Annotated in this window: 19 protein-coding genes and 1 tRNA gene; 10 read left to right on the top strand and 10 right to left on the bottom strand. The window is 33.7% G+C overall.

The genetic code is table 11. The annotated features are described in order from the left end of the window. Positions 1–120 precede the first annotated feature (120 nt). Complete coding sequence (locus PHV37_01275) at positions 121–678, top strand: DUF308 domain-containing protein (protein ID MDD3236712.1); 558 nt, start codon at positions 121–123, stop codon at positions 676–678. Between the two features lie 48 nt (positions 679–726). On the opposite strand, the gene PHV37_01270 is transcribed toward PHV37_01275, so the two are convergent. From PHV37_01270 to PHV37_01260, 3 genes are all read right to left on the bottom strand, one after another. Next, the gene (locus tag PHV37_01270) at positions 727–2037 is read right to left on the bottom strand and encodes a TolC family protein (protein MDD3236711.1); all 1311 of its coding nucleotides are present in this window, start codon (positions 2035–2037) and stop codon (positions 727–729) included. A 135-nt stretch (positions 2038–2172) separates the two neighbouring features. Next, a tRNA-Glu gene (locus PHV37_01265) sits at positions 2173–2248 on the bottom strand. 43 nt (positions 2249–2291) lie between these two features. Then, positions 2292–2843, bottom strand: coding sequence for a thiamine phosphate synthase (locus tag PHV37_01260; GenBank protein ID MDD3236710.1), 552 nt, complete (start codon positions 2841–2843; stop codon positions 2292–2294). A 109-nt stretch (positions 2844–2952) separates the two neighbouring features. Here PHV37_01260 and PHV37_01255 point away from each other — a divergent pair, with 109 nt between their 5' ends. Together PHV37_01255 and PHV37_01250 are read left to right on the top strand one after the other, a co-directional pair. Next, positions 2953–3546 (top strand): sigma-70 family RNA polymerase sigma factor, encoded by a 594-nt coding sequence (locus PHV37_01255; GenBank protein MDD3236709.1) that lies wholly within the window; start codon positions 2953–2955, stop codon positions 3544–3546. A 13-nt stretch (positions 3547–3559) separates the two neighbouring features. After that, on the top strand, positions 3560–4213 hold the full coding sequence (locus tag PHV37_01250; GenBank protein MDD3236708.1) for a zf-HC2 domain-containing protein: 654 nt from the start codon (positions 3560–3562) through the stop codon (positions 4211–4213). Here the strand turns inward: PHV37_01250 and wecB are convergent. From wecB to PHV37_01225, 5 genes are read right to left on the bottom strand one after another with little or no spacing between them, the layout of a single operon-like run. Next, positions 4207–5328, bottom strand: a complete 1122-nt coding sequence (gene wecB / locus PHV37_01245) for a UDP-N-acetylglucosamine 2-epimerase (non-hydrolyzing) (protein MDD3236707.1) — start codon at positions 5326–5328, stop codon at positions 4207–4209. The genes PHV37_01250 and wecB overlap by 7 nt on opposite strands. 56 nt (positions 5329–5384) lie before the next feature. Then, entirely contained in the window at positions 5385–7844 is a 2460-nt protein-coding gene (locus PHV37_01240; protein ID MDD3236706.1) for a glycoside hydrolase family 38 C-terminal domain-containing protein, read from the bottom strand. A gap of 42 nt (positions 7845–7886) precedes the next feature. After that, entirely contained in the window at positions 7887–8717 is an 831-nt protein-coding gene (locus tag PHV37_01235) for a hypothetical protein (protein ID MDD3236705.1), read from the bottom strand. Next, positions 8717–9031, bottom strand: a complete 315-nt coding sequence (locus PHV37_01230) for a divalent-cation tolerance protein CutA (protein MDD3236704.1) — start codon at positions 9029–9031, stop codon at positions 8717–8719. The genes PHV37_01235 and PHV37_01230 overlap by 1 nt, the downstream gene beginning before the upstream one ends. A gap of 11 nt (positions 9032–9042) precedes the next feature. Next, positions 9043–10449: an FAD-linked oxidase C-terminal domain-containing protein gene (locus PHV37_01225; GenBank protein MDD3236703.1), complete on the bottom strand. Its 1407-nt coding sequence runs from the start codon at positions 10447–10449 to the stop codon at positions 9043–9045. A gap of 170 nt (positions 10450–10619) precedes the next feature. Here PHV37_01225 and PHV37_01220 point away from each other — a divergent pair, with 170 nt between their 5' ends. Further along, the gene (locus PHV37_01220; GenBank protein ID MDD3236702.1) at positions 10620–11330 is read left to right on the top strand and encodes a trypsin-like peptidase domain-containing protein; all 711 of its coding nucleotides are present in this window, start codon (positions 10620–10622) and stop codon (positions 11328–11330) included. Between the two features lie 2 nt (positions 11331–11332). Here the strand turns inward: PHV37_01220 and PHV37_01215 are convergent, their stop codons facing one another. Together PHV37_01215 and PHV37_01210 are read right to left on the bottom strand one after the other, a co-directional pair. Continuing rightward, on the bottom strand, positions 11333–11512 hold the full coding sequence (locus PHV37_01215) for a hypothetical protein (protein MDD3236701.1): 180 nt from the start codon (positions 11510–11512) through the stop codon (positions 11333–11335). 9 nt (positions 11513–11521) lie between these two features. Further along, positions 11522–12364 carry a sulfide/dihydroorotate dehydrogenase-like FAD/NAD-binding protein gene (locus tag PHV37_01210; GenBank protein MDD3236700.1) on the bottom strand — a complete coding sequence of 281 codons (843 nt, stop codon included), beginning with the start codon at positions 12362–12364 and terminating at the stop codon, positions 11522–11524. A 120-nt stretch (positions 12365–12484) separates the two neighbouring features. Here PHV37_01210 and PHV37_01205 point away from each other — a divergent pair, with 120 nt between their 5' ends. From PHV37_01205 to rplI, 6 genes are all read left to right on the top strand, one after another. Then, positions 12485–13627 (top strand): tail fiber domain-containing protein, encoded by a 1143-nt coding sequence (locus tag PHV37_01205; GenBank protein MDD3236699.1) that lies wholly within the window; start codon positions 12485–12487, stop codon positions 13625–13627. A 56-nt stretch (positions 13628–13683) separates the two neighbouring features. Continuing rightward, positions 13684–14562 (top strand): 4-hydroxy-3-methylbut-2-enyl diphosphate reductase, encoded by an 879-nt coding sequence (ispH, locus tag PHV37_01200; protein MDD3236698.1) that lies wholly within the window; start codon positions 13684–13686, stop codon positions 14560–14562. A gap of 25 nt (positions 14563–14587) precedes the next feature. Next, complete coding sequence (locus tag PHV37_01195; GenBank protein ID MDD3236697.1) at positions 14588–15670, top strand: S1 RNA-binding domain-containing protein; 1083 nt, start codon at positions 14588–14590, stop codon at positions 15668–15670. Positions 15671–15748: 78 nt separating this feature from the next. After that, positions 15749–15958 (top strand): membrane protein insertion efficiency factor YidD, encoded by a 210-nt coding sequence (gene yidD, locus PHV37_01190; protein ID MDD3236696.1) that lies wholly within the window; start codon positions 15749–15751, stop codon positions 15956–15958. A gap of 128 nt (positions 15959–16086) precedes the next feature. Next, on the top strand, positions 16087–16650 hold the full coding sequence (locus tag PHV37_01185; GenBank protein ID MDD3236695.1) for a nucleoside deaminase: 564 nt from the start codon (positions 16087–16089) through the stop codon (positions 16648–16650). A 77-nt stretch (positions 16651–16727) separates the two neighbouring features. Continuing rightward, the gene (gene rplI, locus PHV37_01180; protein MDD3236694.1) at positions 16728–17225 is read left to right on the top strand and encodes a 50S ribosomal protein L9; all 498 of its coding nucleotides are present in this window, start codon (positions 16728–16730) and stop codon (positions 17223–17225) included. The last annotated feature ends 63 nt before the right edge of the window (positions 17226–17288 follow it).

Below are 17288 nucleotides of genomic sequence, written 5' to 3'. Positions count from 1 at the left end.
AAATATTTCAGCACCAAAAAGATTAAGTAAACTATTTATATCCTCTATAACCACTTGTGCAATGGGGATTTTCAACATTCTTCATAAAATAAAAACAGTATTAAATAAGAGGATATTTTTATGACTGAAAAAATGACAGCACCTAAAAAATTTTTTAACCTTGTTTTATCAGAAGGCATACTACTGATTATACTGGGTATGTTGATTATCATACTTCCGCAAATAACGACTTTTGCACTGGCGATTTTGCTAAGTGTTGGTTTAATATTAATTGGGATTTATAAATTTATAAATTCTATTATGTTGCGACATGCAATACAAAATCCTTGGCTTTCAATGATTATAGCTCTCATAATGATAGCCGGCGGTCTTTATTTGACGGTAAATCCGTTTTTTAACGTATTCGTTTTAACATTGACTATCGGCATTTATTTTATTCTTGAGGGAATAAACTCAATAAGTATCGCCATCAGCCAAAAAGACTTCGTAAACTATTGGTGGCTGGCTCTGGTTGGAGCGTTAGTTCAATTCGTACTTGCATTCATTATTATATTCGGGCTTCCTTATACAGCTTTGTGGACAATAGGAATACTTATCGGTGTAAATATGTTATTTAGCGGTTTGACCTTAATCTCACTATATATGGGAACGAAAGAAATAGAAAAAAACATGGAATAATATTTTTAATTCAAAATTGAAGCCGCTCATTGCGGCTTCTTTTGAATATTATAAATTTTCTGAATATATATCTATATTTTCATCATTTACTTGCTCTAAAAAGTCAACCCAAGAAGTATAATATTGCTCCAAAATATCTATATATTCGTATTTAATTTCCATATCAGATTGCCCCATGACTATAACGTTTGTCAATGTAGTTTTACCTTGTTGATAGCTGGATTTTGTTCTTTTCATCAAATTAACAGACTTGTTATACATACTATCATCATAATAATTCAAATTTATTTTTGCGGTTACAAATTTATCGTAAGCAATTTTCAAATCGGCTCTAGCATTATTTTGCACAGTTTTATAATTCAATTCCGCTTGTTCAAGCTTCATTTTTGCATTTTTAACCTCTGGTCTATACGTATAGAGAACAGGTATATTAACCAAAGCACCACCCAAATATGCTCCTGAAAGATATCCATCACCTTGCGTATGGGAGGCAGGCTGATAGCTGTAACCTCCGGATAATTCAAGATCAGGAATACTTTGATGTTTGATAACAATCAAATCTTTTTTAGCCACCTCAATCTGCTGTTTTGCAATCCTAACATCATATCTTTTTTGCATTGCTCTTTCGCATATTTCGTCAAAAGAAGCAATTTTTTTCTTAGGATCAGGAGTCATCAAATCAACGAAATCAGAATGAGAGTCGATTATTTCGTCATTGATATCATACTTTGTAGAAAAGCCTATATTTAAAGCTTTATTAAATGCATCCTGTGAAGCCTTAACTTGGGTTTCAGCGACGTTATAATTAGTGACAAGTTTCGACCGCATCATCTCTGCTTGTAGCAATTCGAGTTCAGGAGCCAATCCAACGTCAACCCTCTTTTTAGCCATATAAAATATATCATTGAGTGATTGTTTTTGTTCTTTGATTACAGAAAATTTTGTCTTTGCCGCTAAATATTCAATATAAGAGCGTCTTACGTCCATTTTTACATCAAAAATATCTCTATCTGAGGTTTCTTTAACCAATTCCAATCTGGATTTTTCCAAATTTTTCCTGACACCTCTTTTTGCGATTTCAATCCCTTGAATAGCCCCCATTTGTTGGGGATTGCCTTCTCCTGCTTTACCATAATTGTAAAACATTGTAAAAGCGGGGTTTTGGAGCCGATTTGCAGATTTTATGTTGTTTTTTTGAATATCAATCTCCAATTTTGAAGAATGAATATTCAAATTTTTATTAACTGCAAGTTCAATTGCTTGAGCAATTGTCAGCTTTTGACTTTGAGTTTCTTGAATTGCAAAAGCGGGCAGCCCCAATAGCAAAATAAATAATGTTGTCGCTAATAATTTTCTCACGTGTAAACTCCACTAACGATATAATAATAGTAAACCTTAATTTGGAAATTTTGTAAACTATTTTTGTTATCTAACAGAAATAAAAAACACATAAAACTTACAACTAAAAAAGAGCCTTGAAAAGCTCTTTTAAAATGGTACCCCCAAGCAAATTCGAATTGCTGTCTACACCGTGAAAGGGTGTTGTCCTAGGCCTCTAGACGATGGGGGCTCAATTGACTGTATGAATAATATATCTAAAGCAAAGTCTATTGTCAACTGTTTTGTAGTGTTAAATTTTCTAACAATTTTTTTAATTCATTTTTGGATTTGTGTTTTGAAGCAAATATAACAACCTTGCCGGCGAGTTTATTTTCAATATAAACAGGAATTTGAGGGAGTTTTATAGAAATATCAAATCGAGAAATTATAAAATCGACATCATCAAGGACTAATTTTTTCTCATCATATTTTTCCTCAATCATCAACCCGACAGAGATGGTCTGTGGCAATATATGGCGAGCTTCTTTTATTGAAATATCATCTTTTTGTAAAACAACACCATCTACTTCGATTATTTGAGCTATATCAAGCCTTCTGTTTATCAAAAACAAAACATCATAAACTGCACATAGGTTTTGAATTTTTCGACATATATTTATAAAAGCAAAATCAGAATATTCTGCTTGAAAAAACGAAACAACATTTACACCACTCTCAATAGCAAATGCGATATAATTCAGGATTTCATCTTCTGACAAAAAATCAAAATCATAAACTATAAAAAAGATATTTCTATCTTTAAATTTAATTTTATTTATATCCAATTTTTATTTCTCTAAAAATATGCCTACTTGATTATATAACAACGGTACTTGTTTTTTCCACTAAATCGATTTAATTTTTCCATATAGACCTATTGATTCGAGAGGGGTTATGAGAAAAAAATACAAAGAAATGAACACGTCTGAACTTGTTCACCTTGCCCAAAAAGATAACTATATCGCTCTTGAAGAGCTTATCAGACGTGAGCAAAAGAACATTTATGCGGCTTTTTATTATCTTGACCCCAACAGAGAAAACCTCATGGACTTAACGCAAGAAGCATTGTTAAGAATGTCGAAAAATATTAAAAATTTAAAAAATCCAAAAATGTTTAAATCTTGGCAAGGTCAAATCATCTCAAATCTTTTCTATGATGAACTCAGAAAAAAGCAAAAAACTCCACGCCTTTTGTACCTGGATGAAACGTGGGACAACGAAGAAAACAGCTCACCCGTGCATGCAATTAAAGACAAAAAAGCTACGCCTGCGGAAAACTCAATGGCACACGAATTGAATGATATTATCAAAGAAAAAATAAACGAACTACCGGAGCAATTCAGGTTTGTTATCGTACTAAGAGAAATTCAAGGGTTAAGTTATGACGAAATAGCAAAAATAACAAAAACCAGTGTAGGCACGGTAAAGTCAAGAATAGCAAGGGCTAGAAGCAAGTTGCAAGAATATTTAAAGCCCTATATTGCTTAAGAAAGGAAATGTTGTGGACAACAATATCTGTAAACAAGTCAACTCTATGATTTCACTCTATATAGACGGAAAGCTCAATGACGAGCACAAACAAATTGTTGAAAAACACTTTGAAGAATGTCCCAAATGCTTTGAAAAATATAAAGCAATGAAAGAAGTTGTCGAAAATTTAAAATTATCTTACGAAAGATTACTCAACGAATTTGAAGCAATGGAAAATGCAAATCTATTTAACATTCGTGAATATGAAAGGTTTTCGGACAATCTTTCAGCCTATATGGATAATGAATTAAGCTACGAAGAAAGTGTTAAATTCAGAAAATATCTTTTAAAATCCAAAAGTGCCAGGAACGATTTAACAACAGCCTACAAGGTCAAAAACGCAATGCAAGACACAATTTTGGCAAACTATCTTGATAATCAGTTTGATTTTTCAAAAAAGATTGTTACTCAATTAAAAAAAGAAGACAAAAAATATTTGCTCAAAACCTATACCAAAGCTGCTATTATAGCTGGTCTACTACTTTTTTCAACAGCAACCATAATGATTTCGGCACACAAACAACATGGCTTGCCAAATTTCAAAATGCATAAAAAGCTCTACTATGTTGAACACATACTTGAACCTTTGGCGGATAAAGCTTTTGCGGAAATGAACGGTTATTGATTTCGTTTTTTGACCGTTTTTAAAATATCAACAATTCTTGAACACGCTTTTCCATCACCATAAGGATTTATGGCTTCAGACATTTTTTTGTATTCAGCTTCATCAGATAAAAGTTTTTGAGTTTCCTCAACAATTTTATCCTTGTCAGTTCCGACAAGTTTAACAGTGCCATATTCAATAGCCTCGGGACGTTCAGTCGTATCTCTCAAAACCAAAACAGGTTTACCTAAAGAAGGAGCTTCTTCTTGGACTCCACCTGAATCTGTCAATATAATATGTGCTTTTTTCATTAATGACGCAAACGGAGCATAATCAAGAGGCTTGATTAAATGGATTCTGTCTTTTCCATCAAGCAACTCATAAACAGGCTTTTGGACATTCGGATTCAAGTGGACCGGATACACGACCTGAATATCTTTATTTTTATCAACCAATTCTAAAATAGCTTTGCAGATATTTTTGATAGGTTCTCCAAAATTTTCACGTCTATGAGATGTCAACAATATTGTTTTCAAGTTCTTATCAAGAGTAAGCCCCTCAATTTCGACATCTTTATTCGATACTGTGTATAAAAGTGCGTCAATAACCGTGTTACCGGTTTTATAAATATGTTTATCAGAGATATTTGATTTAATCAAATTTTCACAAGATTTTTCAGTAGGAGCAAAATGGTACTCACAAACTGCGTCAGCAAAAACTCTGTTAATTTCTTCCGGAAACGGATAATACTTATCAAAGGTTCTTAATCCTGCTTCAACATGTCCAACGGGAATTTGGGCATAAAAAGCAGATAAAGCTGCCGCCATAGAAGTTGTCGTATCACCATGAACCAAAATAATATCAGGATTAACTTTTTCATAGACTTCTTTTGTTTTCAAGATTACACTAGTTGTCAAAGTCCACAAATCTTGATTTGCCTTCATTATATCAAGGTCAAAATCAGGAGTTATTTCAAAAAGCTCTAAAACTTGGTCTAACATTTGGCGATGTTGTGCCGTAACACAAACAATACTCTCTAGCTCATCGGGATATTTTTCAATCTCTTTGACAAGGGGAGCCATTTTTATTGCCTCAGGGCGGGTTCCAAATACTGTTAATACTTTTATTTTGCTCATTTTGATTTCACCTTAAAGATTTCTTAACTCTATTTTAGTATTTAAATATATTAAGTCTACCCCAAGATAATTGTTTTTATCTCATGAGGAACAAATGTCAAATTAGCAGGTATTTCTTTCAAATTTTCTTCAAGAGGATTGGACGCATATAAAGAGTTGTAGCTTAAATCTGTTTTGATAGAGGTTTTAATTTCTTTGTCTGATACATTGACAAGCCTAAAAGCAAGATTTTTATCTTTAGTATTTTTAATAGCGTAAACCAATACATTGTCATCTGAAATTTCTATTATTTTTAGTCCGGAAAAATCAGCAAATACAGGGACAATAGCCCCATAGAATTCTTCAGCTTGCTTATAGAGTTCAAAAGGTTTTTCGACAAAAGATATAGCAATTTCGGCAGAATTATCACCAAATGATTGAAGCTCCGGACATTCCAAAGGCGGTCCGGCAGGAGTGCCTCTCGTAGGATTTTTAGGATTTGAAATAACACCCGTAGCTCTGAGCAAAGTAATGGATAGAGTATTTTTAAAAACCTCATATTCATTCAGACCTTTTGTTATAAAACCAACACCCTGTGCAAAAACGAAACGCTGAAAAGGTGCGGTATTAGGCTTTATCTCGCAACCTTTTTTCGCAGGTATTTTTTTATCTATATCAAAATCAGAATTAAAATTTCTTTGATTCAAGAACGACATATCTTCTGAAACAGTTGTTTTAACAGGGTTTTGCAACTTAAATTCAATTTGTAAAATATGATTTTTTGATTTATTTACAAATTTTGTATTTATTTCAAGATTTTTAGAATTATTATACAAAGTTGCTTTCAGGCTGAAATCATGGGCTTTTAATTGTTTTGAACGACCTTTAGCTGTTGAAATAACAGGGATTTTTGCAGAAAAAACGATATCAAAGGTCAAAGCTTTGTCATCAATTTTACTCGTTTTAAAAGATTTGAGTTCCGCATACAGCCTTGTATCTCCTTTAAGTCCACCAAAGTTGTAGCTGTCACCGATATCTGCTCTATCTGTTATATTGATAAAATCTACATATTTTTCACCTGTTTGTTTATTCAATAAGACTGTTTTCTTGTTTTGAACTTCAAGTCTGATATATTTATTTTCAATCGAATTTTCGTCAATATGCAAATAATTTTCTATTTGCATATCTCTTTCTTCAACTTTTTTAAAAGAAAAAGATGGTATATTTTTAACATCTATTAAATATTCAAAAATATCCCCATAGTCTTCAGTGATAGGTATTTGCGTTATATTATACAATTTTTCATCACTAAAGCCTTTTGTTTTTTTAACTAATGTCGGGTTATATTTTTTCGGCAATTTTTTTGTTGTTTGAACCTTCACAATCCCCGAATAATCGTAATTGGAAAGATTTATTAATGAAATTTCATCACTATCGTCGGAAAAATCTCTAACACATCTTTTTTCAATGCCCCTAACGACCTGTGAAACATTTTCAAAACGTGTCATATTTTCTCTATGAACATCATCTACAGAACAGCCATAAATACTGTCGTGAGCGTGATTTTTAATCAATAATTTATAAGCATAATCAATTTGTGATTGTCGGTCATGTTGAAGTTTTAAACAGTTCTCTAACGCTTGCAATGGCTCTGATATACGGCATAAAGCCCACTGCAACTTCGCATTTTGCTGTTTCAAATAAATTCTTGAAGAATATACTCCCGGCAAAATAAATGTTAAAGAATTGTCCAAAAATTCGCCGAAAACTGCTTCTCTTTGCTCTTTTTTTACAGCATCAAAATAATCAAAAGGTGTCCCCAATTCAATTTCATAATAATCTAAATATGAATTTATTTTTTTTATTTCATTAGATAAATCAACAGGTACAGCAAGATGGTCAGCCCCAATAGGAAGCAAGATAATGTCTTTTGAGCGTTTTGCAATTTTTTCAATGTAGTTTTTTATAGCACAAGCTTTTTTTTCAATAGGCATTTGCGAACTAAAATAATCTTGAAAATACCCCTGAACCATATTGGTAACATAGGTCTTCTCCCACAAAAGTTCCGATGACAAATCGCCAAGCCCACGCCACATCATAGCTTTGTCGATACTAAAAGAATCCAAGATATAAGACATACTAGGACTATGCCCGAAGGTGTCTGCCAAATAGCCTATGAAATCACTGCAACCAAATTCAACCGACTTCTTGATACCAAACGATAGATTTCTAATCATACACTCTAAAGAAGTTAAAAGGGAATCGGTAGAACAATAAAATGGTCCTATATAAAGCTTTTTTTCAGAAATTAACTTTTTTACAAGCTCTGTTTTTTCAGGTCTTATCACCAAATAGTCTTCTAACGCCGCCGTTTGGGCATCAAAATAGAAAACAGGCAAATTGCCGTTTTCAAGTTCTTCAAGAACAGAATCAAAAACCTCAATCAATCGAAGTCTAAACTCCTCAAAAGGTCTATACCACTCTCTGTCCCAGTGAGAATGGACGTATGCAATTACTCGTTTTTTTATTTTCTTCATATTATAATGATAGTTTATTACCGAAAAATAACCATCATTCATTTAATTTATGTAAGAAAATTTTTCAAAAAAATCTTTAAGCTCAAAATAATAATTTTCATTAAGCAAATAGATAAACCGCACCGATGCTTGAGGTGCAATTTTTTCCACAAAATCACGCTCAAAAAACATTCCCTCAACAAATCTGGCAAAAAGCTCTGTCGGTCTGGTATAATACTTCTTATATTTGTTGATTCTTCTTGATATTCTCGCCAATTTCCTTTGTCGAGATTTCAGCCTTATGTAATCAGCAAAAGCTTGCGGCATATCATCAAAATCCCTCGCCAACAAATCGACATCAATAACGGTTTTGTGCCCTAAAAATGGCGTGACGATAGTAACTCTGTCATATTTTAGCAGATATCTGGCATTAGATTTTTTTATATATTTGTCGAATTCTTTAAATCTTTTTGACCTTAAAAATGAAGGATAATACCGCTGTATTGAAGTTTGAAGCTCTTTTATACTTTCTTTAACTTCTTTATTAAATTTTTTAAGAGTAACCATTCTTGAATTTTTATCAATGAAATCAGTTACTTTAAGCAATTCTTGATAATAGACATCAATCTCATCTACTGAAAAAATAGCATTAAGACTCCCGCCATCTCTATAAATAGAATCTTCTAATTTTCCATGGATAAAATGTGCAAATTCATGCACTAAGACCCGAACCGCTTTTTCTTCATCAAGATGTTTTGAAACGTCAATTCTGTTTTTGAAATAAATTCCCTGATGACCACGTGCTTTTGTATCAGTCTTTATCAATAGATTAAGACCTTCCAAAAAATCTATAACAGCACGTTTTTTCGGTGATTCAGGTGTAATTATAGGCATTAGACAGTTTGAGATTTAATCCATTTCAAATATTTATCATTGCCCTTATCAATACAAGTCGCAACTATTTCAGGCAATTCATATTCGTGTTTTTCAAGTATTGCTTTTTCGACCTTTTTAAACAATTTTCTTTGAGTTTTAATAACAAGTAAAAACTCTTGACCTTCGCAAATATTAGAGTCCCAAGTGTAAACGGAAACTATATTGGGAACAATATTTACACAAGCTGCAAGTTTATTTTCAATCAAATGTCTTGCTATCTCAACAGCATTTTTTTTGTTTGAAGTTGTAGTATTAACGATACAATATGACATTTCTGCCTCCTTTATTTACTATAAAATATTTTTCCGGGGTTTAAAATCCCTTTTGGGTCAAACATATTTTTTATCATTTTCATAACAGCTAAAGTCTGTTTAGACAATGCTTTTGGCATATATTTTATTTTTTCAGAGCCGATACCATGTTCACCTGTCAATGTACCGCCGAGCTCTATAGCCAAGTCAAAAATTTCATCAATTGCAAGATTTGTTCGAGCAAGCTCATCTTTATTTCTCGGGTCAAGTGCAATATTCGGGTGTATATTCCCATCGCCGACATGTCCCATAATACAAGTTTTAAGGTGCTTTTCCGTCACAATATTTCGAATTCCTTCAACCAATTTTACAATGTTTTCTCGAGGAACAACAATATCCTCCGAGACAACAACCGGAGCTAATTTTGCAGTAGCACCGAATGACGCCCTTCTTGCATTCCAGATATTTTCGGCATCATCTTCTGTTTCAGCCGTTTTTATATACACAGCACCATTATCATAACAAAGTGAAATAATTTTTTTATACTGTTCTTCAACTTCAACTCGAGAACCGTCCAATTCAATCAAAAGAGCAACCTCTTTGTCCGTAAGTAAACCTGTCGGACGATATTCTTCAATAGTTTTAAGCGAATTTTTATCAAGCAAATCAAGTACAGCGGGCATAATCAAATGTTCAATTATAGAATTTACGGTTTTTGGTGCATCTTCTAATTTATCAAAATAAGCGAGCAAGACCTTTGAACATTCAGGCTTTGGTATTAGCCTGAAGCTTGCCTCTGTAACAAGCCCCAAAGTCCCCTCTGAGCCTACAAATAATTGAGTGAGATTATATCCTGTAACATTTTTAGCACAATTTGCCCCACTATGAAGCACTGTTCCATCAGCTAAAACAACTTCCAAATCAATAACATAGTCTTTCGTCGCACCATATTTAAAACTGCGTGGACCGCCGGAAGACAATGCAACACTGCCTCCAATCATAGATACATTAAGATTTGAGGGGTCCGGAGGATAAAAAAGTCCCATTTTTTCAACAGCTTTTTGCAAATCACCAACAACCACACCGGGCTGAACTGTGCATTCTAAATTTTCTTGATTTATATTTATAATTTTATTCATTTTTGCAAAATCAACAACTATCCCGCCTTTTTTGGGAACACATCCTCCCACATGGTTTGTGGCCGCACATCTGGCAACAATAGGGATTTCATATTGATTTGCAAAGGCTAAAATTTTACTTACATCTGAAGTGTAAGAAGGGAAAACGACAGCATCTGCTATTTTTGAATGCTCCGCAAGGTTTGTCGCATCAAAGGAGTAGGCATAACAATGATTTGTGTCAATGACAACATTTTCACGTCCGACAATTTTTGCCAAATTATTAAATAAATCTGATTTATCTAGCTCCTTAACAGACAATTTGACCTTCCTCTCAATAAAATTATAAGCCAAATTCTTCAAACTTTACAGCCTTTGTTATCTAATTTGAAGTTATACTAACAATTTTAATACCCCCAATTTAAGAACATTATCGGAATATCCAAAACAAAAACAAGCTTTAAAATATATCAAAAGGAGTGAGAGGGACCATGAAAAAAGTTTGTTGCGGAATATTTATCGCTTTATCATTGGTGATAAACACAAATATGACAGTTTGTGCCAAAAATATCCCCATAAATTTCGACAGAGAAGAAATGATTAACGTAACCGTTTACGAAAGAGTAAATCCATCTATAGTTTCGATTGACGCCACTGTACCTGATGGAATTTCAAGCGGTTCCGGGTGTATTATCGACGGAAAAGGACTGATATTAACCAGCAAGCACGTGATTGAAGACGCCTCTAGCATTGAAATCACAACGACAAAAGGTGAAGTCTATAAAGCAACTCTTAACGCTATTTTGGGTCAAAATTCTGACCTTGCATTATTGAAAATCACACCCAAATCAAAGCTTATACCGATTACGTTAGGCGATTCATCACAAATAAAAGTGGGGCAAAAAGTCTTAGCAATAGGTAATCCGTTTGGTTTCAACGGAACTCTTACGACAGGAATAATCAGCAGAATTGATTATGAAAGAAACAAAATTCAAACAGATGCAGCAATAAACCCCGGTAGCTCCGGCGGTCCTTTAGTCAACGTAGAAGGTGAAGTCATTGGGATTAGTCAATCCATCTTCAACCCCGACAACAACAAATCAAATATCGGAATAGGCTTTGCAATACCTGTTAATGACGCAAAACAACTCATTTCCGACTACAGAAAAAACCCTAAAAGTCTGAAAGTTTCAACAAAATAAAACTATTTTGACTTTTTAGATGCTGCTTGTTTTTCTTTAATATCTAAAACTGCATTATGTCCTAACAAATAGACCGAACAAGTTTTGAAATTTTTGATATACCAAGCACATTTTTCTTGTGCACAGACTATTTCAATATCATTTCCGGCACTCATTAAAGGACAAATCGGAATTATTGCCATAATATTCTCCTATTTTTCAGTTGCTTGTTTTAAAAGATTACAGTTTTCATCTCTTTTGCGTTCTTGGTCTTTATAAATACGGGTACGATTAATAACTTCATCAAAATCTATTTGATGAGCGTCAAAATCAGGTCCATCTACACAAGCGAATTTGACTTCACCGCCAACAGTAACTCTGCAAGCACCACACATGCCTGTACCATCAACCATAATAGGATTCATGCTTGCTTCTGTTTTAATACCTTTATCACGGGTCAATTCTGCAACTGCTCTCATCATTGGCATTGGACCTACGGCAATTGCATAGTCAATTTTTTCTTTATCCATAATATCAGACAAAACGCCGGTAACAAAGCCTTTTGTACCAGCTGAACCATCATCGGTTGTAATAAATAATTCTGTGCAAGCTTCACGCATTTTGTCTTCCCAGAATATCAAATCTTTATTTCTTGCACCCATAATCATATAGACTTTGTTGCCAGCATCATGCAACGCTTTAGCAATCAAATAGCAAGGTGCAGCACCATAGCCACCTGCCAAACAAGCAACCGTACCGTATTTTTCGACATGAGTCGGCTTGCCTAAAGGTCCTACTAAATCAACAATTTCGTCGCCGACATTGAGTTCAGCGAGTTTTTTAGTAGTATAACCAACGGCCATATATACAATCGTCAAAATTCCGTTTTTCTTATCAACATCTGCAATAGTCAAAGGAACTCTTTCTCCGTTTTCTTCGACTCTTAATATAATAAACTGTCCTGCTTGAGCATTTCTTGTTATATAAGGTGCTCTGATTTGCAATTCATATTGATTCGGACATAATTCAATTTTTGATAAGATTTCGTATCCCACGACATTCTCCAATATTTTAACTAACTAACTTGAAAACATTATAGCAGAAAAAACAAAACCGCAAAAATCGTTAATAAATTAAGATAAATATGCTACAATCAAATAAAAGAGGTGTCAAATATGAACAGAAAACAAAATGGTTTTTCAATAATTGAAGCATTAATCACAATGCTTATTGTAAGCATAATCCTAACGTCACTAATACCGGTTGTAACAAAAAAACAAAGGGTTTCTTCAGACCCTTGGTCGTATTCTTCAAACGCCTCTGATATATATTTCGGACTTGGAGAAAGCCAATCCGCACTAATCGGAGCCAACGCTGTTCCTGACGAGTCTAAAAACTGCAGACTTATTATCACAAACAACGGAAATCTTTCACCTGACGCATTGAACACATCAATGATTGATTTTTACCAAAAAAATGCAGGCGTTATGAGTAAAATAGGCAGAATAGCATTCGACTTTGACACTCCTTTAAGTGGCGGAAATACAGCAATCGGGAATGATGTTTTATCATCTATAACAACAGGTAGCAAAAATACAGGACTTGGAAACGGAGCATCACAATCTAACACTCTGGGACAAAGCAACACTGCCGTCGGATATTTTGCACTCAACGAAAATCGTGCCGGCTCATATAACTCTGCATTCGGGCGAGATGCACTCATTAAAAATCAAGGCGGAAGCAATAACGTCGCTATAGGTTATGAAACTTTAAGAAGTATAATTACAGGCTCTAACAATATTGCTATCGGTCCAAACGCAGGACCTGACTCAGATACAAGCAATCAACTCTTTATTGATATTAAAAAAACAGATTCCCCCCTAATCGGTGGCAATTTTAACGACAGAGTAATCCACATTAACGGTAGCTTGACAACTACAAGCGGAGCTGTAACAGCTTCGGATAAAAGACTAAAAAACATTGGGCAAGACAATAATATCGGTATTGAAGAAATTTCAAAACTTCAAGTGAAAAATTACACCTACAAATCTGACAAAACAAAACGTATCCACAAAGGTGTTATCGCTCAAGATTTACAAAAAATAATGCCTAACGCTATTTTCGTGGGAGAAAATTCTGGAAAAATAAAAAATATTCTCTACATTGACACCAATGAAATATTGTTCACTGCCATAAATGCCATTAAACAAAACTACTCAGAAATCCAAAAGCTCAAAAAAGAAAATCTCGAATTAAAAAATCAATTACAAGATATGAACAAAAGAATTGAAAAGCTTGAAAAGAAAAAATCTTCATGATACAAATTAGATACTGCGAGATATTTTTATTAATTTCTTGCTAGTTCAATGAATGGATGTACTTAAAACTGACTAAGAATATTAAATTAGCCAAACATGCCGGTTTCTGCTACGGAGTTAAAAGAGCCGTAGAAACAACTAAAAAACTTAAAGACGAAAATTCTGACAAGCAAATATGGGTTCTTGGCGAACTTATTCACAATTCGCATGTCATAAAACAATTAGAATCTTTGGGAATAAAAACAGTCGACAATCTACCTTGTGATGGTTGCGGTATTTGCGTTATAAGAAGCCACGGAGCCTCTCCTGACGTTTTTGACGAAGCCAAAAAAAAAGGATACGAAATTGTTGATTTAACCTGCCCTGACGTCAAAAAAGTTCAACAAAAAGCCATTCAACTCGCTCAAGAAGATTATCTTGTGATAATAATCGGAAAACCCGAACATCCTGAGGTTTTGGCTATTAAAGCTAACGCCCAAAAACACAGCGAAAATGTCTATGTTGTACCGGATTTGCTGACTTTAAAACTTATTGAAGATAAAATTAAAGCTCATAAAAAAATCGGCGTCGTTGTTCAAACAACTCAAAGAGTCCAACTTTTGCAAGAAGTTGTGAACTATTTAACCCCAATGTCTAAAGAATTGAAAATTTTCAACACAATTTGTGCTTCAACTACTTTTAGACAAAATGAAGCTAGGGATTTGGCTAAAGAATCCGATTTGATGATAGTCGTAGGAAGCAAAAAAAGTGCAAACACAACTCACTTGGCTGAAATTTTAACAGATATAACTAAAACTATACACATTGAAGATGATACAGAACTCAAACAATACGAATATATAATTAAAAACGCAAAAAATATAAGTATAACTGCAGGAGCCTCCACTCCTGACGATATTATTCGCAATGTTATTGAAACAATTAACAAATATTAAAATATATTGAAAGGAAACTAATTAAATGACAAACACAATTAACGAAACAGATGAATTTGTAAAACTTTTAGAAGAAAGTTATAACTACAAATTTTCAGTGGCTGATGTTGTAAAAGGCATCGTCGTAAAACAAGAAAACGAAGGTTTTTTGGTTGACATCGGTGCTAAAACTGAAGCTTTCTTGCCAAACAGAGAAATCTCAAACGTACAAGGAGCTGACTTTTCTGAAATTTTAAAAATCGGTGAAGTTAAAGAATTTTACGTTTTAAGAGAAGAAACTAACGACGAAGACAGCAAAATATTATTATCTTTGAGAAAATTGTCTTGTGCTAAAGCATGGCAAAATCTTCAAAATGCAAAAATGGCTAACGAAACTGTCCAAGCGAAAGTTGCATCTTTGGTTAGAGGCGGCGTAATCGTTGAAGTTATGGACCTTAGAGGATTTATCCCTGCTTCTCAATTAAGAACAGGAAGCCCATTTGACGGTTTGGTTGGTCAAACTATCGATGCGAAAATTCTTGAAGCTGATGCAAAAAGAAACAAATTAATTCTTTCTCAAAGACAAGCCATCGCTGAACAAAGAGAACAAGTTGTTGACGAAATCATTTCTAATCTTGAAGTTGATTCAGTTGTAAAAGGTGAAGTTGTTAGAATAGCTGACTTCGGTGCATTTATCGACATCAACGGCGTTGACGGTTTGCTTCCTATCTCTGAAATTTCTTGGCAAAGAATTAAACACCCATCTGACATCTTGTCATTGGGTCAAGAATTAGAAGTCAAAATTCTTAAAATCGATAACGAATTGAAAAGAATCAGCTTGAGCTTGAAGAGAATGGGCGACAATCCGTGGGAAGAAATCGAAAACAAATTTGAAGAAGGTCAAATTATTTCAGGTACTGTAAATAAATTAACTTCTTTCGGTGCTTTCATCAATATATTCCCCGGCGTTGAAGCACTTCTTCCATCTTCTGAAATGGAACCTGCTAATGCTAATCCGTTCGATATCTACAATGTTGGTGATGAAGTTGAAGTTCTAATCAAAAAATTCACACCTCAAGAACACAGAATAGCTCTTAGCGTTAGAGATTTGAAAAATAACGCTGAATAGTAAATAATATTTTTAAGGAGTCGTTATTGTTCAACGGCTCCTTAAATTTTACAGTCTGATGATTAAAGTGTATCTCAAATGTTAAAAAATATTTTTATACAATTAATTAAATTTTATCAAAAATTATCCTCACTAAAGCCCCCCGTATGCAGGTTCTATCCGACTTGCTCAGAATACACAAAACAAGCAATCATTAAGTATGGCATACTAAAAGGCTCTTGGCTCGGGATAAAAAGAATAAGCAGATGCCACCCTTTCAACCCTGGCGGATATGACCCTGTTCCTTAACATAAAATAGTGATATGTTACAAAAAATATTTTTAATAGCAAAAAACAAAATTTAGTGTGTTTTATACACAAGTGATTTCAACTCTAGATGGTAGAGCTCGACGAAAAAGATTTAAAGAGGCTTTTTAATGGAAAATAAATATGTTACAATTCCCCCTTTTTCAAAAAAAGGACAATCTGACGATGAAACAAAAATTAGAAAAACAATATTAAACCTACACAAAGAAACTCGCCAACAAATTGAACACGGCTTTGGTCCGTTTTTAGCGGCTATTTATGATGAAAGAGGCAATTTGATTGCTAAAAAACCCAATTCCGTTATTACTCAAAACGACTGTACCGCACATGCAGAGATAAACACAATTAGAGAAGCTCAACGCATTTTGGACACATACGACCTTGCTCCTTATAATCTAAGCATCTTCATCAATGCAGAACCGTGCATAATGTGCGTCGGTGCCATTATGTGGTCGGGTATTAAAAAAGTATATTACAGCGTTAAATCAAAAGACGTTGAAAGAATAACAGGCTTCGATGAAGGTTTTAAACCTAATTGGCAAGAAGAATTTACAAAACGCGGCATTCAAGTTTTCGGCGGCATTGAAGAAGTCGAAGGGCAAAAAGTTCTCCAAGAATATGTAAATTCAGGCAAAACAATTTACAAACCATCTCGGGAATCTGAAGTTGTATAAAAATTAACATGACAATTCATTATGTTTTTATTATCATGTCTATGCAACTTTAAAATCTATTAAACAAGGAGATAAAAATGGAAGTTATTTTAACAAAAGAAGTTCAAAATATCGGCGAAGCAGGCGACATCGTCAACGTTAAAGACGGTTACGCTAGAAACTTCTTATTCCCCCAAAAATTAGCTGAATTAGCAACTAAAGGTGCTGTAGCTAACAGAGAAAAGAATATTGCAAGAATCAAAGCTAAACAAGAAAAATTGCACGCTGAAGCTATGGAATTAGCTAAAAAATTCGAAGAATTCGGTGCTATCGAATTAACTGCTAAAGCTGGTGAAAGCGGAAAATTATTCGGCTCTATCACTACTAAAAAACTAGCTGAAGAAATTAAAGACAAATTGGCTGTTGATGTTGACAGAAAAAACATCTCTCTTGATGCTCCTATCAACAAACTCGGCTCTTACACTATGTCTATCAAATTAACTTCAAAAGTTAAAGCTAGTTTGAACGTTAATATTTCAGCTTCTGAAATAATCAAAGAAGAAATTGAAATTACAGAAGAAGTTGCTGCTGAATAAATTTTTCTAAAACAAAATTAAATAAAAAAAAATTAAATAAAAAATAAGTCCGAATTAGTTCTG

This window comes from Candidatus Gastranaerophilales bacterium (assembly GCA_028693235.1).
In the GTDB taxonomy this organism is placed as follows: Bacteria; Cyanobacteriota; Vampirovibrionia; order Gastranaerophilales; family Gastranaerophilaceae; genus JAQUVW01.
This window is presented reverse-complemented; position numbering and strand designations above follow the sequence as displayed.

Bases quoted from the DNA above. Each gene is read 5' to 3' on its own strand.
- PHV37_01275 (MDD3236712.1), top strand. From the start codon at position 121: ATGACTGAAAAAATGACAGCACCTAAAAAATTTTTTAACCTTGTTTTA.
- PHV37_01255 (MDD3236709.1), top strand. From the start codon at position 2,953: ATGAGAAAAAAATACAAAGAAATGAACACGTCTGAACTTGTTCACCTT.
- wecB (MDD3236707.1), bottom strand. From the start codon at position 5,328: ATGAGCAAAATAAAAGTATTAACAGTATTTGGAACCCGCCCTGAGGCA.
- PHV37_01240 (MDD3236706.1), bottom strand. From the start codon at position 7,844: ATGAAGAAAATAAAAAAACGAGTAATTGCATACGTCCATTCTCACTGG.
- PHV37_01235 (MDD3236705.1), bottom strand. From the start codon at position 8,717: ATGCCTATAATTACACCTGAATCACCGAAAAAACGTGCTGTTATAGAT.
- PHV37_01230 (MDD3236704.1), bottom strand. From the start codon at position 9,031: ATGTCATATTGTATCGTTAATACTACAACTTCAAACAAAAAAAATGCT.
- PHV37_01220 (MDD3236702.1), top strand. From the start codon at position 10,620: ATGAAAAAAGTTTGTTGCGGAATATTTATCGCTTTATCATTGGTGATA.
- PHV37_01215 (MDD3236701.1), bottom strand. From the start codon at position 11,512: ATGGCAATAATTCCGATTTGTCCTTTAATGAGTGCCGGAAATGATATT.
- PHV37_01205 (MDD3236699.1), top strand. From the start codon at position 12,485: ATGAACAGAAAACAAAATGGTTTTTCAATAATTGAAGCATTAATCACA.
- ispH (MDD3236698.1), top strand. From the start codon at position 13,684: ATGTACTTAAAACTGACTAAGAATATTAAATTAGCCAAACATGCCGGT.
- PHV37_01195 (MDD3236697.1), top strand. From the start codon at position 14,588: ATGACAAACACAATTAACGAAACAGATGAATTTGTAAAACTTTTAGAA.
- yidD (MDD3236696.1), top strand. From the start codon at position 15,749: ATGTTAAAAAATATTTTTATACAATTAATTAAATTTTATCAAAAATTA.
- PHV37_01185 (MDD3236695.1), top strand. From the start codon at position 16,087: ATGGAAAATAAATATGTTACAATTCCCCCTTTTTCAAAAAAAGGACAA.
- rplI (MDD3236694.1), top strand. From the start codon at position 16,728: ATGGAAGTTATTTTAACAAAAGAAGTTCAAAATATCGGCGAAGCAGGC.